The 24214-nt window shown below is 56.6% G+C and carries 22 protein-coding genes and 1 tRNA gene; 9 read left to right on the top strand and 14 right to left on the bottom strand.

Annotated features, from left to right (window positions below; genetic code table 11):
* Positions 1-96: 96 nt before the first annotated feature.
* From GOV89_RS00520 to GOV89_RS00510, 3 genes are all read left to right on the top strand, one after another.
* Positions 97-1170: an FAD-binding oxidoreductase gene (locus GOV89_RS00520; protein WP_171175606.1), complete on the top strand. Its 1074-nt coding sequence runs from the start codon at positions 97-99 to the stop codon at positions 1168-1170.
* Positions 1167-1820: a DUF938 domain-containing protein gene (locus tag GOV89_RS00515; protein WP_171237191.1), complete on the top strand. Its 654-nt coding sequence runs from the start codon at positions 1167-1169 to the stop codon at positions 1818-1820. Before GOV89_RS00520 ends, GOV89_RS00515 begins: the two co-directional genes overlap by 4 nt.
* A gap of 69 nt (positions 1821-1889) precedes the next feature.
* Positions 1890-2225, top strand: coding sequence for a carboxymuconolactone decarboxylase family protein (locus GOV89_RS00510; RefSeq protein ID WP_171175610.1), 336 nt, complete (start codon positions 1890-1892; stop codon positions 2223-2225).
* 34 nt (positions 2226-2259) lie between these two features.
* Here the strand turns inward: GOV89_RS00510 and GOV89_RS00505 are convergent, their stop codons facing one another.
* From GOV89_RS00505 to GOV89_RS00480, 6 genes are all read right to left on the bottom strand, one after another.
* Positions 2260-4767, bottom strand: coding sequence for an FAD-dependent oxidoreductase (locus GOV89_RS00505; RefSeq protein ID WP_171175612.1), 2508 nt, complete (start codon positions 4765-4767; stop codon positions 2260-2262).
* Between the two features lie 142 nt (positions 4768-4909).
* Positions 4910-5188 (bottom strand): hypothetical protein, encoded by a 279-nt coding sequence (locus GOV89_RS00500; protein WP_171237190.1) that lies wholly within the window; start codon positions 5186-5188, stop codon positions 4910-4912.
* An 86-nt stretch (positions 5189-5274) separates the two neighbouring features.
* Positions 5275-6684, bottom strand: a complete 1410-nt coding sequence (locus GOV89_RS00495) for an FAD-binding oxidoreductase (protein ID WP_171237189.1) — start codon at positions 6682-6684, stop codon at positions 5275-5277.
* A gap of 91 nt (positions 6685-6775) precedes the next feature.
* Entirely contained in the window at positions 6776-8563 is a 1788-nt protein-coding gene (gene ggt / locus GOV89_RS00490) for a gamma-glutamyltransferase (RefSeq protein WP_171175620.1), read from the bottom strand.
* 111 nt (positions 8564-8674) lie between these two features.
* Entirely contained in the window at positions 8675-9058 is a 384-nt protein-coding gene (locus tag GOV89_RS00485) for a GFA family protein (protein WP_171175622.1), read from the bottom strand.
* 20 nt (positions 9059-9078) lie between these two features.
* Positions 9079-10065, bottom strand: coding sequence for a D-glycerate dehydrogenase (locus GOV89_RS00480; protein ID WP_171176248.1), 987 nt, complete (start codon positions 10063-10065; stop codon positions 9079-9081).
* A 198-nt stretch (positions 10066-10263) separates the two neighbouring features.
* Between GOV89_RS00480 and GOV89_RS00475 the strand changes: the two genes are divergently transcribed.
* From GOV89_RS00475 to GOV89_RS00465, 3 genes are all read left to right on the top strand, one after another.
* On the top strand, positions 10264-10725 hold the full coding sequence (locus GOV89_RS00475; protein ID WP_171176250.1) for an SH3 domain-containing protein: 462 nt from the start codon (positions 10264-10266) through the stop codon (positions 10723-10725).
* A gap of 91 nt (positions 10726-10816) precedes the next feature.
* A complete protein-coding gene (locus tag GOV89_RS00470) occupies positions 10817-11806 on the top strand; it encodes an NADPH:quinone reductase (protein WP_171175624.1) in 990 nt (329 codons plus the stop codon).
* Positions 11807-11895: 89 nt separating this feature from the next.
* Positions 11896-11970 (top strand) — tRNA-Gln (locus GOV89_RS00465).
* Between the two features lie 182 nt (positions 11971-12152).
* Here GOV89_RS00465 and GOV89_RS00460 read toward each other — a convergent pair.
* The 3 genes from GOV89_RS00460 to GOV89_RS00450 are packed head-to-tail and all read right to left on the bottom strand — an operon-like array spanning position 12153 to position 14454.
* Positions 12153-13781: a recombinase family protein gene (locus tag GOV89_RS00460; protein WP_171237188.1), complete on the bottom strand. Its 1629-nt coding sequence runs from the start codon at positions 13779-13781 to the stop codon at positions 12153-12155.
* Positions 13781-14194: a DUF2924 domain-containing protein gene (locus tag GOV89_RS00455; protein WP_171237187.1), complete on the bottom strand. Its 414-nt coding sequence runs from the start codon at positions 14192-14194 to the stop codon at positions 13781-13783. Before GOV89_RS00455 ends, GOV89_RS00460 begins: the two co-directional genes overlap by 1 nt.
* On the bottom strand, positions 14191-14454 hold the full coding sequence (locus tag GOV89_RS00450; RefSeq protein WP_171237186.1) for a DUF3489 domain-containing protein: 264 nt from the start codon (positions 14452-14454) through the stop codon (positions 14191-14193). The genes GOV89_RS00455 and GOV89_RS00450 overlap by 4 nt, the downstream gene beginning before the upstream one ends.
* Before the next feature lie 506 nt (positions 14455-14960).
* Here GOV89_RS00450 and GOV89_RS00445 point away from each other — a divergent pair.
* The gene (locus GOV89_RS00445) at positions 14961-15413 is read left to right on the top strand and encodes a GNAT family N-acetyltransferase (RefSeq protein ID WP_170482689.1); all 453 of its coding nucleotides are present in this window, start codon (positions 14961-14963) and stop codon (positions 15411-15413) included.
* A gap of 17 nt (positions 15414-15430) precedes the next feature.
* Here GOV89_RS00445 and GOV89_RS00440 read toward each other — a convergent pair whose 3' ends face one another.
* Positions 15431-15931 (bottom strand): nuclear transport factor 2 family protein, encoded by a 501-nt coding sequence (locus GOV89_RS00440; protein ID WP_171237185.1) that lies wholly within the window; start codon positions 15929-15931, stop codon positions 15431-15433.
* Positions 15932-16043: 112 nt separating this feature from the next.
* On the opposite strand from GOV89_RS00440, the gene speB reads away from it, so the two are divergent.
* The gene (gene speB / locus GOV89_RS00435; RefSeq protein ID WP_170629990.1) at positions 16044-17021 is read left to right on the top strand and encodes an agmatinase; all 978 of its coding nucleotides are present in this window, start codon (positions 16044-16046) and stop codon (positions 17019-17021) included.
* A gap of 8 nt (positions 17022-17029) precedes the next feature.
* Here speB and GOV89_RS00430 read toward each other — a convergent pair whose 3' ends face one another.
* The 4 genes from GOV89_RS00430 to GOV89_RS00415 are packed head-to-tail and all read right to left on the bottom strand — an operon-like array spanning position 17030 to position 21482.
* A complete protein-coding gene (locus tag GOV89_RS00430; protein ID WP_171237184.1) occupies positions 17030-18001 on the bottom strand; it encodes an amidohydrolase family protein in 972 nt (323 codons plus the stop codon).
* The gene (locus tag GOV89_RS00425; protein ID WP_171237183.1) at positions 17910-18800 is read right to left on the bottom strand and encodes an amidohydrolase family protein; all 891 of its coding nucleotides are present in this window, start codon (positions 18798-18800) and stop codon (positions 17910-17912) included. The genes GOV89_RS00430 and GOV89_RS00425 overlap by 92 nt, the downstream gene beginning before the upstream one ends.
* Before the next feature lie 55 nt (positions 18801-18855).
* On the bottom strand, positions 18856-19650 hold the full coding sequence (locus GOV89_RS00420; protein ID WP_217352127.1) for a DUF3299 domain-containing protein: 795 nt from the start codon (positions 19648-19650) through the stop codon (positions 18856-18858).
* Entirely contained in the window at positions 19647-21482 is a 1836-nt protein-coding gene (locus GOV89_RS00415) for an amidohydrolase (RefSeq protein WP_170482704.1), read from the bottom strand. The genes GOV89_RS00420 and GOV89_RS00415 overlap by 4 nt, the downstream gene beginning before the upstream one ends.
* A gap of 608 nt (positions 21483-22090) precedes the next feature.
* Between GOV89_RS00415 and GOV89_RS00410 the strand changes: the two genes are divergently transcribed.
* The gene (locus tag GOV89_RS00410; protein WP_254451484.1) at positions 22091-24133 is read left to right on the top strand and encodes an amidohydrolase; all 2043 of its coding nucleotides are present in this window, start codon (positions 22091-22093) and stop codon (positions 24131-24133) included.
* Positions 24134-24214: the final 81 nt, after the last annotated feature.

Here is a 24214-nt window from a genome sequence, read left to right as displayed (position 1 = left end):
AGTCTGGAAACCAAAACGCAAGGCGAATGAAGGGCTTAGGGGGTAATTTGCAAACAATGAGCACCAAACGCATTTTTTCCAGAATGCGTGAACGTCATGATTGATTTCTTGATCATAGGAGGTGGTATCGCCGGTCTCAGCGCTGGTGCGCGCCTGTCGCAGCACGGAACCGTGATGGTGCTCGAGGCCGAGGATGCACTGGGCTACCACGCATCGGGCCGGTCTGCGGCGATGTTTGAAGAAAGCTATGGGCCGCCTTCGGTGGTGGCTCTTAACAAGGCAGGCGCTGCCTTCCTGCACACGCAGAACGGTGGGTATCTGACGCCGCGCGGCCTGATGCTGATCGGCGCACAGGATCAGTCTGACCTGTTTGCCGCCGATCGCCGTGACCTGAACATGACGCACATATCGGTGGATGACGCCATCGCACGCGTTCCGATCCTGAACCCCGACCAGGTGGGCTTTGCGGCCATCAGCGAAGCCGCTTTTGATATCGATACAGATCGTTTGCTGCAGGATTTTGCCCGAACCATTCGGAACAACGGCGGGACGATTTCGACCAGGCACAAAGTCACAGCGATCCGCAAGGACGTGCATTGGATCGTCACCGCGGGTCAGAATTTTGAAGCCCGGAATGTGGTCAACGCCGCCGGGGCGTGGGTTGACCAGATTGCCGATCTTGCGGGCCTTCCCCCAATCGACATTACCCCACGCCGTCGTTCGATGGCACGATTGCCCGCCCCCGGTGGGCATGATGTTTCTGGCTGGCCCATGATGCTGGGTGTCGGGGAAACATGGTACGCCAAACCCGACGCCGGGAAACTGCTTGTGTCCCCGTCCGAAGCCGACCCGGTTCCCCCGCAGGACGCCTATGCCGACGATATGGTACTGGCAGAAGGTCTGGCCCGGTATGAGGCATTGATGACCGAAGCCGTCACGCGGGTCGAAACAAATTGGGCCGGGTTGCGCAGTTTTGCACCGGACGGAACTTTGGTGCTTGGAAGAGACCCACTGGAACCCTCCTTCATCTGGAGCGCAGGTCAGGGTGGCTATGGTTTCCAAACCGCACCTGCGGCGTCTCAATTGCTTTGCGATCTGGTTACAGGAGCTCCTCCTGCCCTTGATGCAAAGAATGTTGCGATGTTGTCCCCAGACAGGTTGAAACGATGATCAAACGCAACCTCCCCTCCTCTGCCAGCGTCGCCAATGTAGCCCAAGATGGCAAACTGGTCGCGCCCGCAGCCACGCGAAACTCCGACGCTTTGTGTGCATTGCTCCGTGATTGGGCTCCGCAACGGGGACAGGCGTTAGAGATCGCCAGCGGGACGGGTCAGCATATCGCGGCTTTTGCAACCCTGCTGCCGGGTCTGACGTGGCAACCTACGGAAATCGATCCTGAACGACGCGCTAGTATCGACGCCTACACGCGCGATTTGCCAAACGTTGAGACCGCCGAAGAACTGGACGCGACCGCCTCGGAGTGGCATGCCCGCTTTCCCGAACGAAACATGATCGTTTTGGTTAACCTGATACACTTAATCAGCTGGCAAGAAACGCGAACGCTCATCACAGAGGCCGCCACGGCGCTCGGGTCCTCTGGTCGATTTGTTTTATACGGACCATTCAAGCGATCAGGCCTGCTTACAAGCGAAGGCGACAAGAGATTTCACGAAGCTCTGATCCAGCAAGACCCGGACATTGGCTACAAAGACGACACAGATATTGTTGCGCTTTTTGAGGATGTCGGCCTGAAGGTTTTGGACACGGTCAACATGCCGGCCAACAACCTTGCATTCATCACATCGCGACCAGCAACCTGATCGAGATCAAAGTCAGATCCCCGCCTCCCGCTTCATATTCCATTTGCGAAATATGAAAAGGCATCAGCAATGGACTGGCAAGAAAAACTCTCGGAAACTCGCAAGAGCCTTCGCAATCTCAACGGGTCAATTCCCGAAACAACGCGCGCCTTCGGATCGCTCGGGAAGGCCGTCAAGGAAGGCGGAACGCTCGACTACAAATCAAAGGAATTTATCGCTTTGGGAATGTCGGTCACACTTAGATGCGAGCCTTGCATCACCCTACACACAGAAGCCCTGATCAAAGCAGGCGCAACAAGAGACGAAGTGTCGGACGTACTGGCTATGGCCATTCAAATGGGTGGCGGGCCAGCCATGATGTACGCCGCAAAGGCGCTGGAGTGTTTCGACGCGCTTTCTGCGTAAAAAAAGGCCCCGGGGTGCCGGGGCCTTTCTTCGATCAACCGTCCTTACGGATGGTTTCGTTTTTCGGGTCGTAGGGGCTGTCGCAGGTGACAACTGCATCCCAAAGTTTGTCCTGCATTTTGACCTTCAGCTTGGTACCCTCGACGGCCAGATCGGGCTTCACATAGCCCATGCCGATGGATTTCTCGAACGCCACCGAGTAACCGCCCGATGTCAGACGGCCCACACGCTCACCTTCCGGGGTGTACAGCGCTTCGCGACCCCACGGGTCAGCATCTTCTGGGCCGTCGATCAGCAGGGTGCAGCACTTAACGCGTACACCGGTCTCTTCCAGCTTGGCCTTGCCGTAGAAGTCCTTGGACAGATCGACAAAGCGCGGCAGGTCAGCTTCCAGCGGGGTCGCATCACGGCCCAGTTCGGTGCCGAAGGCACGGTAGGATTTCTCCTGACGCAGCCAGTTCTGGGCACGTGCGCCGACCAGCTTCATACCGTGTTTCTCACCCGCTTTTTCCAGCAGGTCGAACAGGTAGTTCTGCATTTCGATCGGGTGATGCAGTTCCCAGCCCAGTTCACCTGTATAGGCCACGCGGATCGCGTTGACCGGGCACATGCCCAGTTCGATCTGACGGGCCGACAGCCACGGGAAGCGCTTGTTGGACAGCGCGGTTTCTGGATCGGCGTCCTTGATGACCTCTTTCAGAACGTCGCGGGACTTGGGTCCGGCGATGGCAAAAACGCCCCACTGAGTGGTCACGTCCTGGATTTCGATATACCCGAACTCCTCCATCTTGTCCTCGGCCGCCTTGCGCAGATAGTCGGCGTCGTATTCGGTCCAAGCACCGGCAGAGACGATATAGTAGTTGTTCTCACCATTGCGGACGATGGTGTATTCGGTGCGGGTGGTGCCGTGCGACGTCAGCGCGTAGGTCAGGTTGATGCGACCGACCTTGGGCAGCTTATTGCAAGTGAACCAATCCAGGAACTGGGTCGCGCCGGGGCCTTTGACGACATGTTTGGTGAAAGCCGAAGCGTCGATCAGGCCAACGCCTTCGCGGATCGCCTTGGCTTCTTCGACGGCGTACTGCCACCAGCCACCACGACGGAACGACCGGCTTTCCTTGTCGAAGTTGTCAGACGCATCGACGGGGCCGAAATAGTTCGGACGTTCCCAGCCATTGACCCAGCCGAACTGTGCGCCGCGTGCTTTCTGACGGTCATAGGCCGGAACGGTGCGCAGCGGACGGCAAGCTTCACGCTCTTCGTCGGGGTGGTGCAGGATGTAGACGTGTTCGTAGCACTCTTCGTTCTTGCGCGCCGCAAACTCGGTTGTCATCCAGTTGGACGAATACCGTTTGGGGTCCAGCGAGGCCATGTCGATCTCGGCTTCTCCATCGACCATCATCTGCGCCAGATAATAACCGGTGCCACCAGCAGCGGTGATACCGAAGCTGAAACCCTCGGCCAGCCACATGTTGCGCAGACCCGGAGCCGGGCCAACCAGCGGGTTGCCATCGGGGGTATAGCAGATCGGGCCGTTGAAATCATCTTTCAGGCCGGAGTCAGCGCAGGAAGGCACCCGTTCTGCCATCGCCATATACTGATCTGCGATACGATCAATGTCCAATGGAAACAGATCGGCACGGAAGCTGTCCGGCACGCCGTATTCGAAGCGCGCTGGTGCCCCGTGCTCGTAGATACCCAGAATCCAGCCCCCGCGCTCTTCGCGCGCGTAGGATTCGTTGTCGGCGTCGCGCACAACGGGGTGCTCGGGGTTGCCGGCTTCACGCCATTTGACCAGCTCGGGGTCTTTGTCCATGACGATGAAGGTATGCTCGACCGGGATTGCAGGCATCTTGATGCCCAGCATCTTGGCGGTGCGCTGCGCATGGTTGCCCGATGCAGTCACAACGTGTTCGGCCGTGATGACGACCTGCTCGTCGGATGGGACAAGGTTGCCGCCCTGTTCGACCATCTTGGTGCAGGTGACTTCCCAATGGGTACCGTTCCAGTGGAAGGCATCAGCCTGCATTTTGCGGACGATATCAACGCCTCGTTGGCGGGCACCTTTGGCCATGGCCTGCGTGACGTCTGCGGGGTTAATATAGCCGTCCTCGGTGTGATAGATCGCACCTTTCAAATCGCCGGTTTCGATCAGCGGCCAGCGCTCTTTGATCTGATCCGGGGTCAACCATTCGTATTTTACGTCGCATGTCTCAGCAGTGGATGCATAGAGCATGTATTCGTCCATACGATCCTGCGTCTGTGCCATGCGCAGGTTGCCGACCACCGCAAAGCCCGCGTTCAGGCCGGTTTCTTCTTCGAGCGTCTTGTAGAAGTCGACCGAATACTTGTGGATGTGGGTCGTCGCGTAAGACATATTAAACAGCGGCAACAGGCCAGCTGCGTGCCATGTCGAGCCCGAGGTCAGCTCGTCCCGTTCGATCAACATCACATCGTCCCAGCCTGCTTTGGCCAGGTGATAGGCAATCGAGGTTCCAATGGCGCCACCGCCAACGACCAGTGCTTTGACTTGGGTTTTCATAACCGGGCGTCTCCCCTTGAATTCAGCTGACACCATATGGCGCAGTTAAGGGGCGACGCGCGACATTCATCCGACCAGTGATGGGAAAAAAACGACCCTAAACCCGAATGCAGGTCCAAGATCGGTCATTCCGCCGCAATGTTCACCCGCTTGAACTGCAGCGTTTACTGGTTCCGACTGTAATGCAGACCAGTTTGCCTCGGTCCTCGTTGGGTTTCTGCGCTGCGGGTTCCTGTGGTTTGGAAACACGGGCTTCTGCCTCATCTAAGCTGTCTGCGAGACCAACACGCGATGACACCGAATCCAGATAGCCTTTCATGTTCAGACCGTTTTCCGATGCTTTGGCCTGCTGATGATAGTCCAGCCCCGCGACGGCCAATCCGCAGATTGCCACAAAGCCTGCCAAGTATTTTGCACTCATATCGACCACCTGTTTGCGTTCGGCTTTTAAAAACCAAAACAACTGGACGTTTTGACGGCACAAAACGGACCAGATCAGGAAAATTATTATGGACGACCAGACAGTATCTTGCCGGGGTTCATTATGTTGTCAGGATCCAACGCGGCCTTGATCGCTGCCATATACCGCGTTGCACCCCCTAGTTCTTTTATCAGATAAGGCTGCTTGCCCTGCCCAATGCCGTGTTCACCAGTGCAGGTGCCTTCCATTGAAATGGCCAGATCATTCAACCAGCCAACAAAGGCGTCGGCCTTAGCGACCTCTTCTGTATTTTCCATATCGATCAGCAACAGCGTGTGGAAATTCCCGTCCCCCACATGGCCCACAACCGGAGCAAGCAAGCCAAGTTCGGCTGCCTTTCTTTGGGTCTGGGTCACACATTCGGCCAGACGTGAGATCGGCACACAAACATCCGTAGAGATTCCCTGCGCACCGGGACGCAGTTGTAGACACGCCCAATACATATCATGCCGCGCCTGCCACAGCTTGTTCCTCTCTTCGGTGGTCGATGTGGCGGCAAAGTCTGTACCCCCGAATTCTTCTGCGATCTGGCCAAACGTTTCAGCCTGTTCAACCGCGCCGCTTTCCGAGCCATGAAACTCCAGCAACAAGAGCGGCGTAGCGGGAAGGCTGAGCCCCGAATAGGCATTGGCAGCCTGAACCGAAAGCTCATCCAAAAGTTCGATCCGAGCGACCGGAATGCCATACTGAATGGTCATCATCACAGCACGGCAGGCCGCGTCCACCGTTGGAAACGAGCATCGGGCCGAACTGATGGCTTCGGGGATGCCTTGCAGCCGCAAGGTCAGTTCAGTGATGATCCCAAGCGTGCCTTCAGCTCCGATCAAAAGGCGGGCCAGGTCATACCCCGCTGACGACTTCTTGGCCCGGTGCCCGGTACGGATGATTTGACCGTCCGGCATGACCGCCTCAAGGCTCAGAACATTGTCCTTCATTGTTCCATACCGCACCGCATTGGTGCCCGAGGCGCGGGTAGCGGCCATCCCACCCAGCGAGGCATTGGCCCCGGGGTCTATCGGAAAGAACAGACCCTGATCCCGTAGATGCGTGTTCAGCGCCTCGCGCGTCACGCCTGGTTGTACGACGCAGTCCAGATCTTCGGCATGAACAGCAAGCACGCTGTCCATTTGCATCAGATCGACCGAAATGCCCCCTGCGGGCGCATTCACGTGCCCTTCCAGCGACGTGCCCGTGCCAAAAGGGATCACAGGCACCCGATGCGCGGCACAGGCTTTAACGATGTCTGAAACCTCTTGCGTGTTCTGCGGGAAAACCACGGCATCCGGACTTTGGTTTTCGATCCATGTCGTGGTGTGACCATGCTGTTCGCGGATTGCGGTGCTTGTTTGCAGCCTGTCACCGAAACGTTGTTTGAGAATGCTGATCGCCGTTTCGATGCCTGTTTCATTTCTTGGCAAGACTTTTGCTTGTACCATCGTCATCCTCTCTGCCCCAACGCATGGCTTGCCTTTCAGGACATGACTGAAAGGCTCGCAAACGGTGGCAATCCTCATACATACCCGGGGCTTATTCGCCTAGCGCAATACCTTCGCGGCGCGGGTCCGCTCCGCCGCTTAGCCCTTCACCGATTTCAATGGCATGCAAACCCGATGTCAGGTCACGCGGATTGACCTCAAAACCTTGCAGCACCAGCGCATCCGTGAACCCTTCGGCTGCGGTGCCCGCCTCGACATCGTAGGTTCCGAAACGATTGACCAGATGCGGCAGGGACAGCGCTTGCTGTACGTCCATATCCCAATCGGCCCAGGCGATAATCGATTTCGCGACATAACCGATGATGCGGCTGCCACCTGGCGATCCAATCGCCAGAACCGGTGCACCGTCCTGCATCACAATGGTCGGGCTCATGGACGAACGCGGGCGTTTTCCGGGTTCCAGCCGGTTGGCAATCGGCACACCGTCGCTATGGGTTTTGAACGAGAAATCCGTCAGCTCGTTGTTCAGAAGAAACCCGTTCGTCATCAGACGCGAACCAAAGCCGTTTTCGATGGTCGTTGTCATCGACAGAACGTTGCCATAGCTGTCCACAATCGAGATATGCGAGGTCGAGGGAAGCTCGAGCGAGACATCATCCGCCCAGTTCAGCGCATGGTCGAATTCGGGTTGGCCCGGCGCGGTTTCCGCCAACGCAGCTTCGGTGTTCAACAAAGCCGCACGCTGCGCAAGATAATCCGGATCAACCAACCCCTTTGTCGGCATGGGAACAAAATCACTGTCGGCCATGTAACGACCTCGGTCCGCAAAGGCGAGGCGCGAGGCGTCTCCGATCAGCCGCCAAGCTTCCGCGCTTTCTGGGCCCATTGCTGCCAGATCATAGCTGTTTAGCATCCCCAAAATCTGTCCCACGGTCAGCGCACCAGAGGATGGCGGCCCCATGCCACAGACTTCATACGCGCGGTATGCAGCACAAACCGGTTCGCGTTCGATCACCTGATACAGCGCCAGATCAATGCCGGACAGAACACCCGGATTGCCCGGAGCGTTCCGCACCGTGCGGACAATATCTGCAGCAATCTCACCGCCATAAAACCCTGCGGCCCCGTCGCTGGCCAATACACGCAAGGTATCTGCGTAGGCCGGATTGGTCAGCCGTTGCCCTTGCTGCAAAAGCTCTCCGCCCGGCAGAAAGTAAGCGGCCGTTTCGGGAAAACGCGACAGGCGTTCGGCGTCGTTTTCAACAAGGCTGGCCAAGCGTGGCGAGACCAGGAAACCTTCATCTGCCAACCGGATGCCATCGGCGAACAAGCCGGGCCAGGACGAGCGGCCCCAGCGGCGATGCGCCTCTTCAAGCAGGGCTGGCGTGCCCGGCGTTCCTACGGACAATCCTCCGACGACCGCATCAAAGAATTTCAGCGGTTCGCCCTGTTCATCCTGAAACAGCCTTGGTTTGGCTGCCTGCGGTGCGGTCTCGCGCCCGTCCAGCGTTGTCATCCGACCAGTAGCTGCGTCGTACCAAACCAAGAACGCGCCGCCGCCCAGGCCAGAGGATTGCGGTTCAACCAGACCCAACACAACCTGCACGGCCACCATTGCATCAGCAGCGGACCCGCCTGCGCGCAGTACTTTGGCCCCGGCTTCAACGGCCAGTGGATTGGCGGCGGCCACCATCCAGTTCTCAGATGTAACCGGGACGCCGTCCAACTTGGCTTCAAGCGCAGCGATGACCTCTTCGGTCAGAGCCTGCACCTGCCCTTGTGTGGCGGTTTCGGGCGCAACGGCATCAGCTGCTTCCTGAGCAAAGCCTGGCGCTGAAAAAACAAATGCCGAAAGCAATAAAGCGGAAAAACATCTCATTTGGTCAAATCCTCCAATACTTTATTTATTTTCAGCCTTGTAAGCAATGCAACCGAACTGCAAGAGTTGGCAGCACAAGCGCAGGGTTGCGGCAGAGATTCGCGACAGTAGCTATGCTTCAGCCTCATCCCGATCCTTCTCAAACCGATCCATTCCAATGAATTCGGGCAACCAGCATTCGCGCCGCGACACCCAACATTCATAGGTCGGCGTCAATTGGTTAGGCTCATCGAGGCATCCCAAATGCACCTCAACCTCGGAACCGCTGCGCGCAAACACCGGAGAGCCGCAAGTTGGGCAAAAGAACCGATCTGCATAGCCCTGTGAGGGGCCGGAAATCTTGACCGCACCGCTAGGGAATATTGCTGCGGCATAAAACAAAGCCCCATGATGCTTACGACAGTCCACGCAATGGCAAATCCCAACCCGAAGGGGACGGCCCGAAGCAGAAATGCGCAAACGTCCGCAGCGACATCCCCCTTCAAACAGGTTCATTCAGGCTCCTTTCCGGCGGCTCACAGCATTGAGGGCACAACCTGATCTGGCGGACGGTGGCCATCTTCGAAGGTCTTGATGTTGATGATAACTTTCTCACCCATTTCGATCCGCCCTTCCAGCGTGGCCGATCCCATGTGCGGCAAGAGCACAACATTGGGCAGCTGACGCAGCCGCGGGTTCACATCAGTACCCTGTTCGTAGACGTCCAGCCCTGCCCCTGCGATTTCGCCCGCACGGATCATCCGCGTCAGGGCGTTTTCGTCGACAACTTCACCACGTGACGTGTTTACGATCACGGCTGACGGCTTCATCAGCTTCAGTCGGCGTGCATTCATCAGGTGGAAGGTCGATGGGGTCGATGGGCAGTTGACCGAGATCACATCCATTCGCGCCACCATCTGGTCAAGGCTTTCCCAATAGGTCGCCTCTAACTCCTGCTCGATTTCGGGCCGCAGCCGGCGGCGGTTATGATAATGCACTTGCATTCCAAACGCACTTGCTCGCCGCGCAACGGCCTGTCCAATTCGACCCATACCCAGAATTCCCAAACGCCGCCCCCCGATGCGCCCGCCAAGAAAGGCGGTTGGAGCCCAGCCGGTCCAATCACCCTGCTGCATCACGCTCAACCCTTCGGGAATGCGGCGCGTGACGGCCAGGATCAGGGCCATTGTCATGTCGGCGGTGTCATCAGTCAGCACACCCGGCGTGTTCGAAACCAGAATGCCGCGCTGCCGGGCTGTGGACACATCAATATTATCGACGCCCGCCCCATAATTGGCGATCAGCTTAAGGTTTTCACCTGCCTGCCCCAGCAGGCCGCCGTCGATCGTGTCGGTCACCGTAGGCACAAGCACATCGGCTTCCTGTACCGCGGCCACAAGCTCATCTCTTGTCATGGGCGTGTCGTCATCGCGCAGGCGCACATCGAACAACTCGCTCAACCGGGTTTCAACTGCTTCGGGCAACCGTCGCGTAACGACAACACTCAGACGTTCTCTTGGCACCTCGGCCCTCCCACTGCTTTGCAAACAGACGCGCGCCATGTCATCGTGGCGCAGGATAAGGCGGGGCACAAGAACCCCAGTGGCATTGAGTCGACCTTTTTTCAAAACCGGATCAACAGGCATAAGAGCAGGCAGTCAGTGAGTGGTATTCGACCGGTAAAACGCCAATGTCTGGCGGCGATATCCGTATTTCTGGTCATGTTCAGCTCTTGGGCTGCGCATGCCGAGGACAAGCGCGGATCGGTTACCAACCTTCCCCTGCCCCGCTATGTTTCAATGAAAGCCGCTGAAGGGAACGTTCGGCGCGGGCCGTCGCTGAGCCATCGAATCGATTGGGTATTCAAGCGGCGCGGGATGCCGCTGCAAGTCACGGCTGAATACGGCAACTGGCGCAAAGTTCAGGACCGCGACGGCGCCGGTGGGTGGGTTCACTATGCTTTGTTGTCTGGTGTACGCACGGTGCTGATCGAATCCGACATGCTGCCTGTATATGTGCGCCCCGATCCGGATTCGCCTGTGAACGCACATTTCGAGACTGGCGTCGTGGCCCGCCTTGGCACGTGCTCGCTGGATTGGTGCCGGATCACGGCCGGTGGCTATCGGGGCTGGACGCTGAAATCGAATCTCTGGGGCGTCGATCCAACCGAAATCCGCGAATAAAGCACCTGCCGCTTGTTGCACAGGTCACGAAGCACAAGCGGTTTGAATTCCCCACTCGTTTGCGATGTAACTAGGGCAAACGGAGGACCCTATGCGCGCAGTGACCTATTCCGCTTTCGGAGACGCAGCCGAAGTTCTGAAGCTGAAAGACCTTCCTCCGATACCTCCCGGACCGGGTGAGGTCACCGTTGAGTTGGCGTTTTCGGGCGTCAACCCTTCGGACATCAAGGCCCGGTCTGGGACCCGGCCAGGCGTGACGGAACCTCCTTTTCCGCTGATCATCCCGCACAGTGACGGATCCGGTGTGATCACTGCCGTCGGGGATGGCGTACCCACATCCCGGATCGGTCAGCGCGTGTGGGTCTGGAATGGACAATGGAAGCGCGCATTCGGAACAGCTGCAAGTTACATCACCTTACCCAGCGACCAGGCTGTTGATCTGCCGGACGCGGTGTCGCTTGAGACCGGAGCGATTCTGGGCATCCCCGGACTGACCGCCTGCCACGCCGTGTTTTCGGGTGGGCTATCCAAAAACCAAACAATCCTGATTCATGGCGGGGCTGGCACGGTTGGGTATCTTGCCGTTCAACTGGCAAAATGGGCAGGCGCGCGCGTTATCACAACGGCAAGCCCACGCAACTTTGACAGAGTACACGCAGCAGGCGCGGATGTCGTACTCGATTATGCCAGCCCAGATCTTACGGAACTGATTCTGGACGCAAACGGCGGACAAGCGATCCATCGTATCGTAGATGTCGAATTAGGATCAAACATCGAAACAAACGCCACTGTGGTCGCCGAGAACGGCCGGATAAATGCGTATGGGTCTGCCCAAAACATGGCACCGGTTTTTCCGTTTGGAGCGATGATGTTCAAAGCTGCAACGCTTGAGACGATCCTGATCTATCTGCTGCCTGCTAACTTGCGCGCTGCCGCTGTTGAAACCCTTCATCGTGCGTTGGTCGAAGGAGCGCTGACCTGCCCGGTCCAGAACGTCTTTGCACTGGAGGACTGCGCTGCTGCTCATGACGTGGTTCAGGGTGGAAATCGCGTAGGGGCCGTCTTGATCAGCACCAAATGAGTGCTCGAAATTATTTTCTGGCGCTCACATTTTTTTGCCAAATAGCTCTTGAACACCGCCAACAACAATCGTAGATAGCCGCTCACCGTTGGGGTGTAGCCAAGTGGTAAGGCAGCGGTTTTTGGTACCGTGTATCGTAGGTTCGAATCCTACCACCCCAGCCAACCACTCCATAATTTTCAACCGGCGAGAGATCGCGTCGGTATTGTCACGTGATTTCCGCGGCTTGGCATCAGAAATTTCTGACTGAGACACAGGATGCATAGCAAAAACGGCCGATTTCAGCCTGAAGTCTCTGTTCGCCATTTCGGCGGTACGAGTTTGGTAGAATGTGAAGTGGCTTTGCTCAAAGCTTTGCGAACTGTTCGCGTTGCTCGGACCAGGAAGCCGGGACGCCTGACTTGATGAGATAATCAGACGACAGGCCATCGGGCTGTTCACCCGATGCGATGGCGTCGAGGATGTCTGGCGCAAGCATCGCCAGATCAACCACATCCTGAACGCGGCGTTTGGATGTGCTTTCCGCCTCAGCGATTTCGGTGAAGGTCTTTCCGTTGATGATCATAGCCATCCACCGCTGCGCTTTGACGATGTTCTGAACCAGAGTGCGATCCACCTCCGCTGGTGCATCTTCCAGATGCAACTTCAGCTCGACTCCGCGCCGGCGCATCCGGAACGGAGCTTCGAAGCTCAAGGCAGATGTGTCTAACCGATTTTCGTCACACTCAAGCTGCGCGGCGATTTCCCTCTGGCAGAGATGAACGATGAGCTGTCCCGGCTTGAGATCAACACGCGAGACAAGAGCAAGGCACTGTTTTGCATCTTGAATGGATTGCAACTTCGTGGTGATGCCTAGGATCTCCGCTGCCGAAACGTCCGGCATGAGTGCTGCAACAAAGTCAGGACGCTTCAGGTTCTTTCGGGTTACATCAGCGATCAACGCCTCAAGCTCATCCGCGGGCAGACGCCAGGCATCCGGATGCTTCCGGCTGCGGTCTTTCACTAGTCGGTGGGAGATGTAGTACCGCAATCGCTTTTTATTCTTCCTGCTATGGCTGGGTGTCAGGCGGTCGCCGGTTTCATCGAAGAGTTTACCGGCAAGCGGTGATCGCTGGGCTTTGCGTTTGGTGCCTCGGGATTTTGCGGCCCCGTTTTGCAGCATCTGCTGAACCCGGTCCCATACGTCAGGCGCGATGATGGCAGGATGCTGTCCGTCATAGACCTGACCCTTGTGACGGATCCGTCCTGCATAAATCGGGTTGCTCAGAATGTGGTGGATGTGCCCGCGATCAAACCGGATACCGCCAGTCACTCGCCCCGCCCCACGCGTGCGTCGGCGCGATCTTAGATTCATCGCGTCTGCGCGTTCTTTTAAAATACGAATGAAGCCATGCTCAAGATAGAGATCATAGAGTGCTTTAACAGTCGCCGCTTCCTCCGGCTCGATCTTCAGCGTACGGCCATCAGCCTGATAGCCTAAAGGGACGTTGCCTCCCATCCAAAGCCCCTTGCGCTTAGAAGCGGCGATTTTGTCGCGAATGCGTTCGGCTGTCACTTCCCGCTCAAACTGGGCAAAGCTGAGCAGCACATTGAGTGTGAGCCGCCCCATGCTGGTGGCTGTGTTGAAGCTCTGTGTTACCGACACAAACGATGCTTCGGCTTCATCCAACCGTTCCACCAGCTTGGCAAAGTCTGCCAGTGATCGCGTCAACCGGTCGATCTTATAGACCACGATCTGATCGACGTGTTTGTCATCTACAGCTTGCATCAACCGCTGCAAAGCAGTCCTATCCAGGTGTCCGCCGGAGATGCCGCCGTCGTCATACCGGTCGGGCAGCAATTCCCAGCCTTCATGCTTCTGGCTGGCGATATACGCTTCACAAGCCTCTCGCTGTGCGTCGAGAGAATTGAAGCCCTGTTCCAGCCCCTCTTCCGAGCTCTTGCGGGTATAGATGGCACAGCGGATCCGGCGCATCACTGGACCCCGAAGAAGCGCGGGCCGGACCAGTGTGCGCCCGTGATGTGTTTTGCGATGGCTGACAGCGACCGCCAGGATTTGCCATCCATGACGTACCCTCGCTCAACGACCTCGACCTGGTAAGTCCGTCCGTTCCATTCCCGGACAAGGTGAGAACCGGGCTTGGCAGTCGTGGGCAACGCTTTCCCAGCTGCAATTTGTTTCAGGCGCCGGGTGGTTTTGACGGACACACCGCCCAGCGCCCTGTTCTGCGTCTCCCAGATCAGCACGCGTTTCATGAATTGGGGTGAGAGATACTTTGGAGGTGAGCACCCAAAGGCCTCTCGCCACTGTTCCAGACACGAAGCACGATCAAGGGCTTCGATCTCTGATATCAGGATCGATACCTCGTCGTTTTGCTGCGCTGTCATCGGGTGCCCTGCACTTCGACAATACGGTAAACTGATCCCTTTTCGGTCTCCGCCCTGTCGACCACGCACCCCGCTTTGCGTTGCGCGGATATCGCGGCCCGAGCCGTATGCGGTTGCCAGCCGAAGGTGTTTTGAAGTTGCGCGATTGTAACGCCGGATTTCCGCGTCAGCAGTTTGCGCAACTGCTGGTGGCGGGTGAGCTTTTTGGCAACCTTTGTAATTCTATCAGAATTTTTCGCTGCGGCATTTGGTGTAATCATCGTGTTTCTCCACTCTGCGGGCATAGGTCTATCCCTCGCCCTGTACTGAGTGGAGCCCGGTGATCCCGGGCGATTGCGACACAGACAGTACCGCTCTGAACCTCGAAGAAGTCCAGTCCAATTGTGGAGAAGGCCCACGATTTGTTGGATCGCCGAGCGGAGTCTCATGTGTCCGCTTTCCGTTCATAAGCGGTCATCTGACAGAAAGACTCAGATGACTGCATCGAGCCCAAAGGAGCCACAATGAAAAAGAGACACAGTCGAAAAACATCAAACACATCCACGCTGAGGGGAGACGCACAAAGTGTCGAAATTAGGTGTTGAACGAATGCGATCGAATGGCGCGGAACAGTAAATCGCGTAGCAACCTACGTTATTGTTAATGTCTTATAGATGTGCACGAAAACATGTTTCTATCGTCGAGCGCCCAGCAGACCTGCACGTTGACACCATAGACGCCCGTGTTGTTCGCTGAGTGAGACACGTCACAGACAAGGACACGCGCAATGACCCATGACCTGATCGTTCGCCCCCTGAGAGAAACAGATGCGTCGGAGTGGCGCCGGTTGTGGACTGCCTATCTAGATTTCTATGACACCAGCGTCAGCGAAGAGGTCTATGACACGTCCTTTGCACGCCTGTTGTCCGGGAACACAGGGGAATACCGTGGCTTGATCGCAGAGATGTCTGGCCGTCCCGTGGGTCTTGCTCATTTTCTGTATCATCGTTCAATGTGGTCTGTTGAGGATACCTGTTACCTGATGGATCTCTTCTGCGACGTGGACGTCAGAGGCCGGGGCGTGGCTCGCGCACTGATAGAGGGAGTTCATGCTAGAGCTAAAGCGGACGGCGTGCCCACCACTTATTGGATGACTCAGGAATTCAATTACAAAGGCCGCATGCTCTACGATAAGGTCGCCACAAAAACACCCTTCCTCGTCTATCACAAAGACGACTGATGGCACCCGAAGGGCCGTCAGTTCATAGCTGGAAAAGACTGATGCAAGTGGAGTATCTTCCACACATCGTGGTCTTTTTTCATAATAATCGTGAGTGCCATAGGCCCGCTTCCCATAGAGGCGCCGGACGCATCTTCCATGTTATAACTGCCGGCGGCGACATAGAGTGCAAGGTCTTCTGCGAGGACGGTTATGCGCTCATCCGTCATGTTGATATCGTTTTTTGACGCCGCACCAAAGGTCTCGCGATAAAGCGCAAGCGTGTCCTCACGCAGCCAAACGACCTGACCGTCCAGCACATAAAATCCTGCTTCATTGGGCACGGAGACGCCAAAAGACTGGTCGACGTCAAGTTTGCCCGCCTGCACCCACAACGCATCAATAGCCTGTTGCACCTCAGTTTGCTGCTGGCTCTGAGCTATGGCAGGCGCGCCGAGAAGCGAACCACCCAAAACAAGAAGAAGCGCGGGCGCGCTTCGGGCACAGCGCCGCACCTTGTCTTTAGTGTTTTCACGCATCGGGATCTCCATTTTTCATCACATAAGCAAAAGGGTCACCGCCCGATGGTATCCAGCCAGAAACAGGAATAAAAAGACACGCGAATATTGTCGCAGGAAACCGAACAAAATCATGGCTACAAAACCCAAATCTCACGGCATCGACGCCGCTTTTACCCGCAGCGTTCTCAAAGGTTCGCAGATTGAACCCAGTTATTCCGGTGCTCTGAGTTTCATGCGCCGCAAATACACTAAGGATCTTGTGGGTGCTGATATCGCGATTACCGGAGTTCCTTTCGATCTGTCTGTGAGCAACCGTCCCGGCACCCGCTTTGGCCCAGAAGCCATTCGCAAGGCAAGCGCCCAACATGCCTGGGGTCCCGTCTGGCCCTGGCGGTTTGATCCCTTCGATACGCTCGCAGCTATTGACTATGGTGACTGTGTTTTTGACTGGGGTGCGCCGCAGGATGCCCCGTTGGCGATCGAGCGTCACATATCCGAGGTAATCTCAACAGGAACCGCCAGCCTGGTTCTGGGCGGCGATCATTTCATCACCTATCCGGTGCTTAAGGCCTATGCTGCGAAGTTCGGCCCGATCGGTCTTGTCCAGTTTGATGCCCATCGGGATGTCGAGCCTGACGAGGGCGGGCGGATGGATCACGGCACCATGTTCAATCTTGCAGTGCGCGAGGGTATCATTGATCCGCAACGGACTGTTCAGGTGGGCATCCGAACCTGTTTCGACGGCGAAGAGACCTACGGCATGACGATCATGTATGCAGACGCAGTTCATGCGGCTCCTGCCGAAGAGATCGCAGCAACCATCTTGTCCACCGTCGGGGATGGTCCGACCTATCTAACCTTCGACATAGATTGTCTCGATCCATCCACGGCACCGGGGACGGGCACACCGGTCCCGGGTGGACTTACCAGCTACGAGGCGCTCGCCATAATCCGGGCCCTTAAGGGGCTCGATCCTGTTGGCATGGACGTGGTTGAAGTCTCTCCGCCATTTGATCACGCGGAGATGACCTCCAACGCGGCGGCAATGATCGCCGCCGAGCTGCTTTGCCTCAAAGCCTGGGCCAGAGGTGCACGGGCCGCATCCTGATCTTTAGCTTACATCCCCTCGCGATGGGTAAACTCGCCGTTGAGCAACGTTCCAATCACATTCGCTTCTTCGATCATGTTTTCCGGCGCAATCTCGCGCAGGTTCTTTTCCCAGATTGCGATGTCCGCGTACTTCCCGATCTCAAGCGTACCGATCACATCTTCCATGCGCATCTGCCACGCCGGGGCCACCGTGTACGCATGCAGAACCTGGTCAATTGTCATCTTCGGACGCCAATCCGGGAACGGCTCGGCATCAGGGATGGAAGGCTCCACCAGAGTCATCGCCTGTTGGAACAAATAGGCTGGGTAGGCGCGTTCGATGGGCGCTCCCGGCGCGTCGCCTGACAAGGACAGATTGTCGTACATTTGGGCGAGTTCGGTGTATTGCCCATGAGCTTCGCGCGCAAAAGCTTCCTGCATGACCTTGAAGAGTTCGACGCCGCCACGTCCGCTATCCAATTCGTTGTAAAACAGCGGGCTGGCGTTCGACGCCACATTGTAGAGCACCATCTTGTCCCGTGTCGCATTGTCCATCGACGTGAGGTGATCTAGCCTGTTGCGCGCGTCCGGATAGTACTCCAGCGCCTCGACAATGATATCCACCATGCGTTTGATGAGACGCGATCCATCCGCATGTGTCACAGTGTCTAGACCGGCAGCATTCGCCCGATTGACCAGTTCAAACAATCGTTCGGGATTGACGCCGTAGGCACCCCACGTCAGCGGGTCGCCTTCATTCTCTGGTATGTACGGCACGAGTTGTGTTGCACCGCGCGACAACCAAGCGTTTTCGGGGTGGATCTTGATCCGGTCCGTGCGCAACATGTCTGTGTCATAAAGCGTCTGCATCTCAAGCGCGAAATCGACGACATCCTGCGCATCTGCATCAGGCAGTTTGAACCACGGCATGATGTTGAATCGCATTTTCAACTGGCCGTTCTCTTCGCGCTTCTTCATCACAGCCATAATACTGCGCATATCGTCTTACGTGTTCGGCGCTGATCGAAAAGCCCGGCGTGACCAGTCCGGGAACCATGGCTGTGGTGACACCCTTGCCGGCGAGGAAATCCTGCAGGAAGTCTGCAGACTGTGGGACCACGACATCCGGATCCCAAGCGCCCATATCGACGTAAGCCTCGAAGAAGATGGTCTCGATCCCAAGGCCCGTCGGATTTCCGTCTCCATCCCTCTCCCAGTAGATCACACCGGGCTGAATGTCAGGCGTGTCCGCTGTGATACCTGCCGCTTCAAGCGCGAGGGTGTTGAGCACTGCGTCGTGAGAGGCATTGCCAAAAACCATTGTCGGGCGGCCCAAATCCCATTTGTCCAGATCCGCCGCGCGCGGTTGCTGATTGCCCAGATTGGCAGGCATCCAGCCAAAGCCGATCAGCGGACCCGCCTCATCCGGATTGGCGTCAACATGCTCTTTCATCAAGCGACCGACATCATCGACAGAGCGCGCTCCACTGACGTCGACACCCGTCGTGATCCACTTTCTGGAGACAACATGATTGTGGGATTCAATCATGCCGGGCGTCACGTAGCGCCCTTCTAGATCGATCACATCCGTCTCGTCACCTACGAATGCCTGCGCGTCATTGCTGGCGCCTACGAACAAGATGCGTCCATCCTTGATGGCAAGGGCTTCCGCGTTCGGCTGCGCGGCGTTCATCGTCTCGACGATCCCGTTCAAAAGGACGCGGTCCGCTGTTTGAGCGATAGCAGCAGACGAGATCAGCGTCGCACAAACCAGAGGCGATAGTTTCATGAGTTTCATTTGGGCTTCCTCTTTATCAAATTGCGCAGGAATTGATCGTGGCGAGCGATCTCCTTCACCAAGTTTTGTAGACCTCTACAGCTTTTGCGGTCAAACGGTACTGCGCCTCGACGTTCGAGGCGCCATCATAGAAAACGACATCGCTTCTGGTGTCTTCGGCAACCAACTCGCCTTCAATCCAGAACGCGTCAAAGATCGAGCTGAAGGCGAGGCCTTGCGGGTAGTTCACATGGACAATCTGGTTTGCGGGTGGGGTCGGCGTGTGAACGCAGGCTCCTGCGACAGGCACGAACAGGAATTCCGTCACTTTTGTCTCATCAAAGGCTAGCGGAACGACATAGCCGGGCAGTCGAACAGACTGTCCCAGAACCTCCGGATTGGGACCGCGTCCGGCTTTGCCGTTCTGAGCAATGATCTTCCGCCGCTCCTTCATCAGGCCATCAACATCGACCTGATGCATCGAAAGCAGCGTCAGGGCAGCGTCATGTCGTTCGATAAATGCCGTATCTTCTCGCTCGCGTGGTGTGGATGTGCGCCATTCAACATGTGTGCGCATGGCGTCGCGCAGAAAGGGTCGCAGGTCGGCGAAAGGCGTTTCGCTCGGGACATGCGCCGGTCGCAAGTCCTGCCAGCCGATCACACGGGCGCCCGTCGACATGTTTTGCGGCGCGGCGCTCACAGGCGTGCGCGATAAATCCAGCGGGTTTGCAAGCGGGTCTATCGGCACGCCACCGTGTTGCTGACCTGCAATCGCACTCGGCCACGCTTGTTCGACACTTTGCGCTGCTGCCGGAAGAGATATCAGGCCGAACAAAGTGGCAATTGTAAAAACAGAAAGTGGCTTGTTCATCCCTCGGGCACCTTCACGCTTGTGACCGCCACGCCACGGCGCAGTTTCTCGTCGTCGCCTTCTTCCCACACCGGCTCGGTCAGCAGCTTGTCCGGTTCGCCGTCGCGATCTATATCGTAGACGAGTTCGCCGCCCAAATAGGTTTGCAGCACTTCAGTCTTGTGAAAATCGAAGATGTTCTCTTTGGCCTGCTTGCGGATGTCGCGGTCGAGTACGATGATGTCTGCGAGCTTGCCCTCTTCAAGGCTGCCCAAAATGTCGCCTCGATCCTGAAGGCGCGCACTGCCCAGCGTTGAGCCATGGATAACCTCGTCAAAGGTTAATGGCACACCGGGCATGACAAGACCACCGGGTGTCCCCATGGCCTGCCGTGTCATGCCGATCTCCATACCTTCCCACGGCGAGAACACCGGGGACGTCGGCGCGTCGGGCCCAAATCCATATTCCATAAACTCGGTCACGAGCTTGAACTGGTACATCCGCTCCAGCACCTCTTTTGGAAGGTTCTGACTGGTCACATTGCGAAAGTACTCCTCGGTGGGATCAGCCCAGTGAAGTTGAAGCTGCCCCGAAACCCCGAGCCGGGCCATGCGCCGCGCGTTGTCGATAGACAAATGGTCGACATGCGTGAAAATCTGCGGGATGTCGTCACGCACGGGTTCGCCAGTTTCATGGGCATACTCCAGCGCGTCGAGCGAGCGCCGGATCCCCGCGTTCCCTTCGACGTGCAGCATCAGGGAAAAATCACGCTCTGTAAGCGCATCGAAAATCTCTGCAAGGTTGTCTGGGCGGAAATTCATATCCGGCCGTGTGCCGTCCAGATACGGACCCTCCATGTAGGCAAAGCGCCCCGGCGTGCCATCGATCGCGAACTTCACAGTGTTCGCATGCAGAATGCTGGGATCAACGCCCGCATCCTCGACTGCGGCCCGTCGCATCTCTAACTGTTCGATCATTGCGGTATCACCTTCAGGCGTGCCGGTGCCCCAGAACACCATGGCCAACTCGTGCCTGAGCGTTAATTCACCTTTTTGCGCCAGACGGACGTAAACGTCGTCTGCACCTTCCTTGGAACCGGCGGCTGCCTCAGTTGCACCGGTGACTCCAACGGCGTTGAGAACACGGGCGGCTCCAACGATCGCTTCTTCCTGTTTCTCAAAAGAGTAGAGTTTGTGCTGTTCAACAAACCCTGTCGAAAGATGCGCTTTCTCCTGCAAAAGTCCGGAGGGTTCATCGCCAGCTTCGTTAAGTGGCATGTACCCGCCTTTCGGTGGCTCCCAATCGGCAGTGATCCCAAGGTACTCGAGGGCTTTTGTCGAATACCACCCGTTATGTTGGGTGTTGTCGGAGATCAATGCGGGGCGCCCACCAACGATTTCGTCCAATTCTTCCTTGGTTGGGTTCTGGAAATGCGCGTCTGACCAACCGCCGCCAATCACCCATTCATCCGGCCCCAAGGTTGCCGCGTATTCCCGGATGACTTCGACAACCTCTTCACGCGACGCATCGTTGTAACCAAAAAGGTTGAGCATGACGAAATGTGTCTGTCCAAAGATGCGTGTGTGCAAATGCGTGTCGATGATACCAGCCATGACGGTATTTGTGCCCGCGTCGACGATCTCGGTGCCATCGCCGGCAAGCTCGCGGCAACTGTCATCGACGCGCACACAAACGATCTTGTCGCCCGCAACCGCAACCGATCTTGCCAGTGGCATCTCCGTGTTGGACGTGATGATGTTTTCACTCAGAAAAACGATGTCGGCTTGCTGAGCAAGTAACGGCGACCCGGTCACGCCGATGGCTAACGCCAATGCACTGTATGCAGCTTTCATTCTCAAGGGTTCCCTTCGTATAGGCTGATTTGAGAATGGCAAAAGATTTGATTTTGCGTCAATTCAACTTTTCAGCCAAATGGACGCAGGATCCGGGTCAATACCTCTGGCAGCCTGATGCAGCGCATCACAACCGCATGATTGTTCCCATCGGGCGAGCAACAGCGGTATAGTTGAACGCGAACCGCCTTCATTTAGCGGCAGAAGTGCGAAAGTCACAAACCGAAAGTCCCGGTTTCTTCCTATCGCGCTCGCAACCCGCGACAAGCGCCTTTCCGGTTTCTAGAGTTATAACCGTTTTGTCCGCAACTCGGTCGTTCCACTAATTTTCGCCACCGCCTGCTTTTGTTAGAAGCAGCCATTCGCGACTTGAGTTTCGAAAATTTCGGCGTGAACGTCAGCTAACCGCCCATTATTGATCATCTGACAGAAAGACTCAGGTGACCGAGTTGAGCCCAAAGCGGTCGGGGTCAGTCGCTAAATCAGAGCATCATTTTGATTTAGAAACTTGGCGCTCAATTCAAAGCCGGCACCAATTTTCCTTTCCACCTAAGATCATCTCGATGCTAGGCTCAGGCAAAATTCGACTTGTTGAGAATTGAAAAACTATGACCAAACTGAATGTTACCCGTCGTACAGCAATAACCGTTCTTGGCAGCGCATCGATGATCGCGATTGCCAATGCCACATCCACTCATGCGGCCTCGTCATTGCAAGATTTTGGAAGCCAGCTTCAAACACTGCCCGAGATCACTGTCTACACAGCGCAGCGCGTCATCACCATGGAGGACAATGACCCGGCTATTAACGCGGTTGCCGTGGTCGGAGACCGTGTTCTGGCCGCGGGATCGCGCGACGCACTCGTTGACCGGATTGGTGCGCAGCCGTTTCGACTGGATGATCGGTTCTCTGACAAGGTGATCATTGCCGGTTTGATCGACCAGCACGTGCATCCTTTCCTCGCCGGATTGACCCTGACCTCCGAGATCATATCCATCGAGGATTGGAACATTCCGACTGGCTTTGCGAAGGCCGCCGTCGATGAAGCGGATTACAAGTCTCGTTTGCAAACCGCCGAAGCGGCTATGGATGATCCCGACGCCTTGCTGCTGACATGGGGGTACCACCACTTCTTTCATGGCGAGATCAGGCGTGCGCAGCTCGACGAGATCAGCAGTACGCGCCCAATCATCATAATCCACCGATCTGCGCACGAGTTTGTCCTTAACACTCCAGCATTAGAATATCTGGGCATCACCGAAGACTTTGTTAATGGCTTTGCGGGGCTTGCGCTTGAGCAATCGAGCTTTGAAGACGGGTATTTCTTTGAGGCAGGAATGTTCGCCGTTCTTCCGGCGGTCGCACCTGTACTAGCAACTCCTGAACGCTTGGGCGCGGGCCTTAGACTGGCCCGAGAGTACATGCACCGTGCCGGCGTCACGGTTGCCGCTGAACCGGGAGGTGTGCTGTCTCGACCTCTGCAGGATGCGACTAACGCGGTCTTTTCAGGACCCGATACGCAGCTCAGGACTTATTTCATACCTGACGGTAAATCACTGGCTGCCTTGCACTTCCAAAACGGAACGATGATCGAAGAGACCGAAAAGCTACTCGATTGGGGTGAAGGCAAGACGGCGTTCATGCCGAAGCAGGTGAAACTCTTTGCTGACGGTGCGGTTTACAGCTTGGCGATGCAAGTCTCGGAGCCCTTTGTAGGAGGGGATTTCCACGGCGAGTGGATCATGCAGCCGGACGAGTTCAATCCCGTATTCGATGCATATTGGGATGCAGGTTACCAGATACACGTTCACCAGACTGGCGACCTTGCTGTCGATTTGATCCTGGACGCTGTTGAGCGAAACATGCGCCGGACGCCGCGAGCCGATCACCGCACGACACTGGTCCACTTTGGTTATGCGAGAGAAGATCAAGCAAAGCGGATCGCTGAGTTGGGCTGCATCGTCAGCGGCAATCCATACTACGTAACCGCGCTTTCAGATCGATATAGCGAGCTTGGACTTGGCCCGGACCGTGCAGATGACATCGTGCCCCTCGGCCCAATCAAAGCCAATGGAACCCCGATTTCATTCCACTCAGACGTACCAATGGCTCCGGGTGAGCCGCTGTTTCTCGTGTGGGCCGGTGTGAACCGAACGACAGTATCTGGCCGCGTGGCTGGTCCTGAACACCGCTTATCTGTCGAAGATGCGCTGCGGGCTGTGACCATTGATGCGGCCCAATCTCTTCGATTGGAGGATGAGATTGGCTCCATTGCTCCCGGCAAGTTGGCGAACTTAACCATCCTTGAAGAAGACCCGTTCGAGGTGGAAGCCGACAAGATAAAAGACATCGGTATCTGGGGGACCGTACTTGAGGGTGAGGTATTTCCAGTGTCAGACGACTTCGATCTCGACCGCGCATCATTATCGCCACGCCGCGATACGATAAATCCTCCGACAATGCCGCTATACGCGCTTGCTGATGTATCGGGCATTGCCCAAAAGGGCACGCTTGCCGGATGCTCGTGTTGCGCTTCACCTGTGTCTCAGTCGTGCACGACATCTGCGGCGGGGCAAATCTCGGCAGTTAGCTGTTGTGGGACCAATGCGTTGGGGTGGGCCGTCGTGTCTGAGTGGGCCTCCAAAGCATAGATTGGAGCCGAGCCAAGCACAGGGTTCGGTCGTCGGCATTGTCTAAAATGCGGTTGGTCGAACGGAATGCTCGGCACAACT

Source organism: Ruegeria sp. HKCCA5763 (assembly GCF_013034545.1).
GTDB lineage: Bacteria > Pseudomonadota > Alphaproteobacteria > Rhodobacterales > Rhodobacteraceae > Ruegeria.
This window is presented reverse-complemented; position numbering and strand designations above follow the sequence as displayed.

Excerpts from the sequence above, each read along its gene's own strand:
- GOV89_RS00520 (WP_171175606.1), top strand. The coding sequence starts at position 97 with ATGATTGATTTCTTGATCATAGGAGGTGGTATCGCCGGTCTCAGCGCT.
- GOV89_RS00515 (WP_171237191.1), top strand. The coding sequence starts at position 1,167 with ATGATCAAACGCAACCTCCCCTCCTCTGCCAGCGTCGCCAATGTAGCC.
- GOV89_RS00510 (WP_171175610.1), top strand. The coding sequence starts at position 1,890 with ATGGACTGGCAAGAAAAACTCTCGGAAACTCGCAAGAGCCTTCGCAAT.
- GOV89_RS00505 (WP_171175612.1), bottom strand. The coding sequence starts at position 4,767 with ATGAAAACCCAAGTCAAAGCACTGGTCGTTGGCGGTGGCGCCATTGGA.
- GOV89_RS00500 (WP_171237190.1), bottom strand. The coding sequence starts at position 5,188 with ATGAGTGCAAAATACTTGGCAGGCTTTGTGGCAATCTGCGGATTGGCC.
- GOV89_RS00495 (WP_171237189.1), bottom strand. The coding sequence starts at position 6,684 with ATGGTACAAGCAAAAGTCTTGCCAAGAAATGAAACAGGCATCGAAACG.
- ggt (WP_171175620.1), bottom strand. The coding sequence starts at position 8,563 with ATGAGATGTTTTTCCGCTTTATTGCTTTCGGCATTTGTTTTTTCAGCG.
- GOV89_RS00485 (WP_171175622.1), bottom strand. The coding sequence starts at position 9,058 with ATGAACCTGTTTGAAGGGGGATGTCGCTGCGGACGTTTGCGCATTTCT.
- GOV89_RS00475 (WP_171176250.1), top strand. The coding sequence starts at position 10,264 with ATGTTCAGCTCTTGGGCTGCGCATGCCGAGGACAAGCGCGGATCGGTT.
- GOV89_RS00470 (WP_171175624.1), top strand. The coding sequence starts at position 10,817 with ATGCGCGCAGTGACCTATTCCGCTTTCGGAGACGCAGCCGAAGTTCTG.
- GOV89_RS00460 (WP_171237188.1), bottom strand. The coding sequence starts at position 13,781 with ATGCGCCGGATCCGCTGTGCCATCTATACCCGCAAGAGCTCGGAAGAG.
- GOV89_RS00455 (WP_171237187.1), bottom strand. The coding sequence starts at position 14,194 with ATGACAGCGCAGCAAAACGACGAGGTATCGATCCTGATATCAGAGATC.
- GOV89_RS00450 (WP_171237186.1), bottom strand. The coding sequence starts at position 14,454 with ATGATTACACCAAATGCCGCAGCGAAAAATTCTGATAGAATTACAAAG.
- GOV89_RS00445 (WP_170482689.1), top strand. The coding sequence starts at position 14,961 with ATGACCCATGACCTGATCGTTCGCCCCCTGAGAGAAACAGATGCGTCG.
- GOV89_RS00440 (WP_171237185.1), bottom strand. The coding sequence starts at position 15,931 with ATGCGTGAAAACACTAAAGACAAGGTGCGGCGCTGTGCCCGAAGCGCG.
- speB (WP_170629990.1), top strand. The coding sequence starts at position 16,044 with ATGGCTACAAAACCCAAATCTCACGGCATCGACGCCGCTTTTACCCGC.
- GOV89_RS00430 (WP_171237184.1), bottom strand. The coding sequence starts at position 18,001 with ATGCGCAGTATTATGGCTGTGATGAAGAAGCGCGAAGAGAACGGCCAG.
- GOV89_RS00425 (WP_171237183.1), bottom strand. The coding sequence starts at position 18,800 with ATGAAACTCATGAAACTATCGCCTCTGGTTTGTGCGACGCTGATCTCG.
- GOV89_RS00420 (WP_217352127.1), bottom strand. The coding sequence starts at position 19,650 with ATGAACAAGCCACTTTCTGTTTTTACAATTGCCACTTTGTTCGGCCTG.
- GOV89_RS00415 (WP_170482704.1), bottom strand. The coding sequence starts at position 21,482 with ATGAAAGCTGCATACAGTGCATTGGCGTTAGCCATCGGCGTGACCGGG.
- GOV89_RS00410 (WP_254451484.1), top strand. The coding sequence starts at position 22,091 with ATGACCAAACTGAATGTTACCCGTCGTACAGCAATAACCGTTCTTGGC.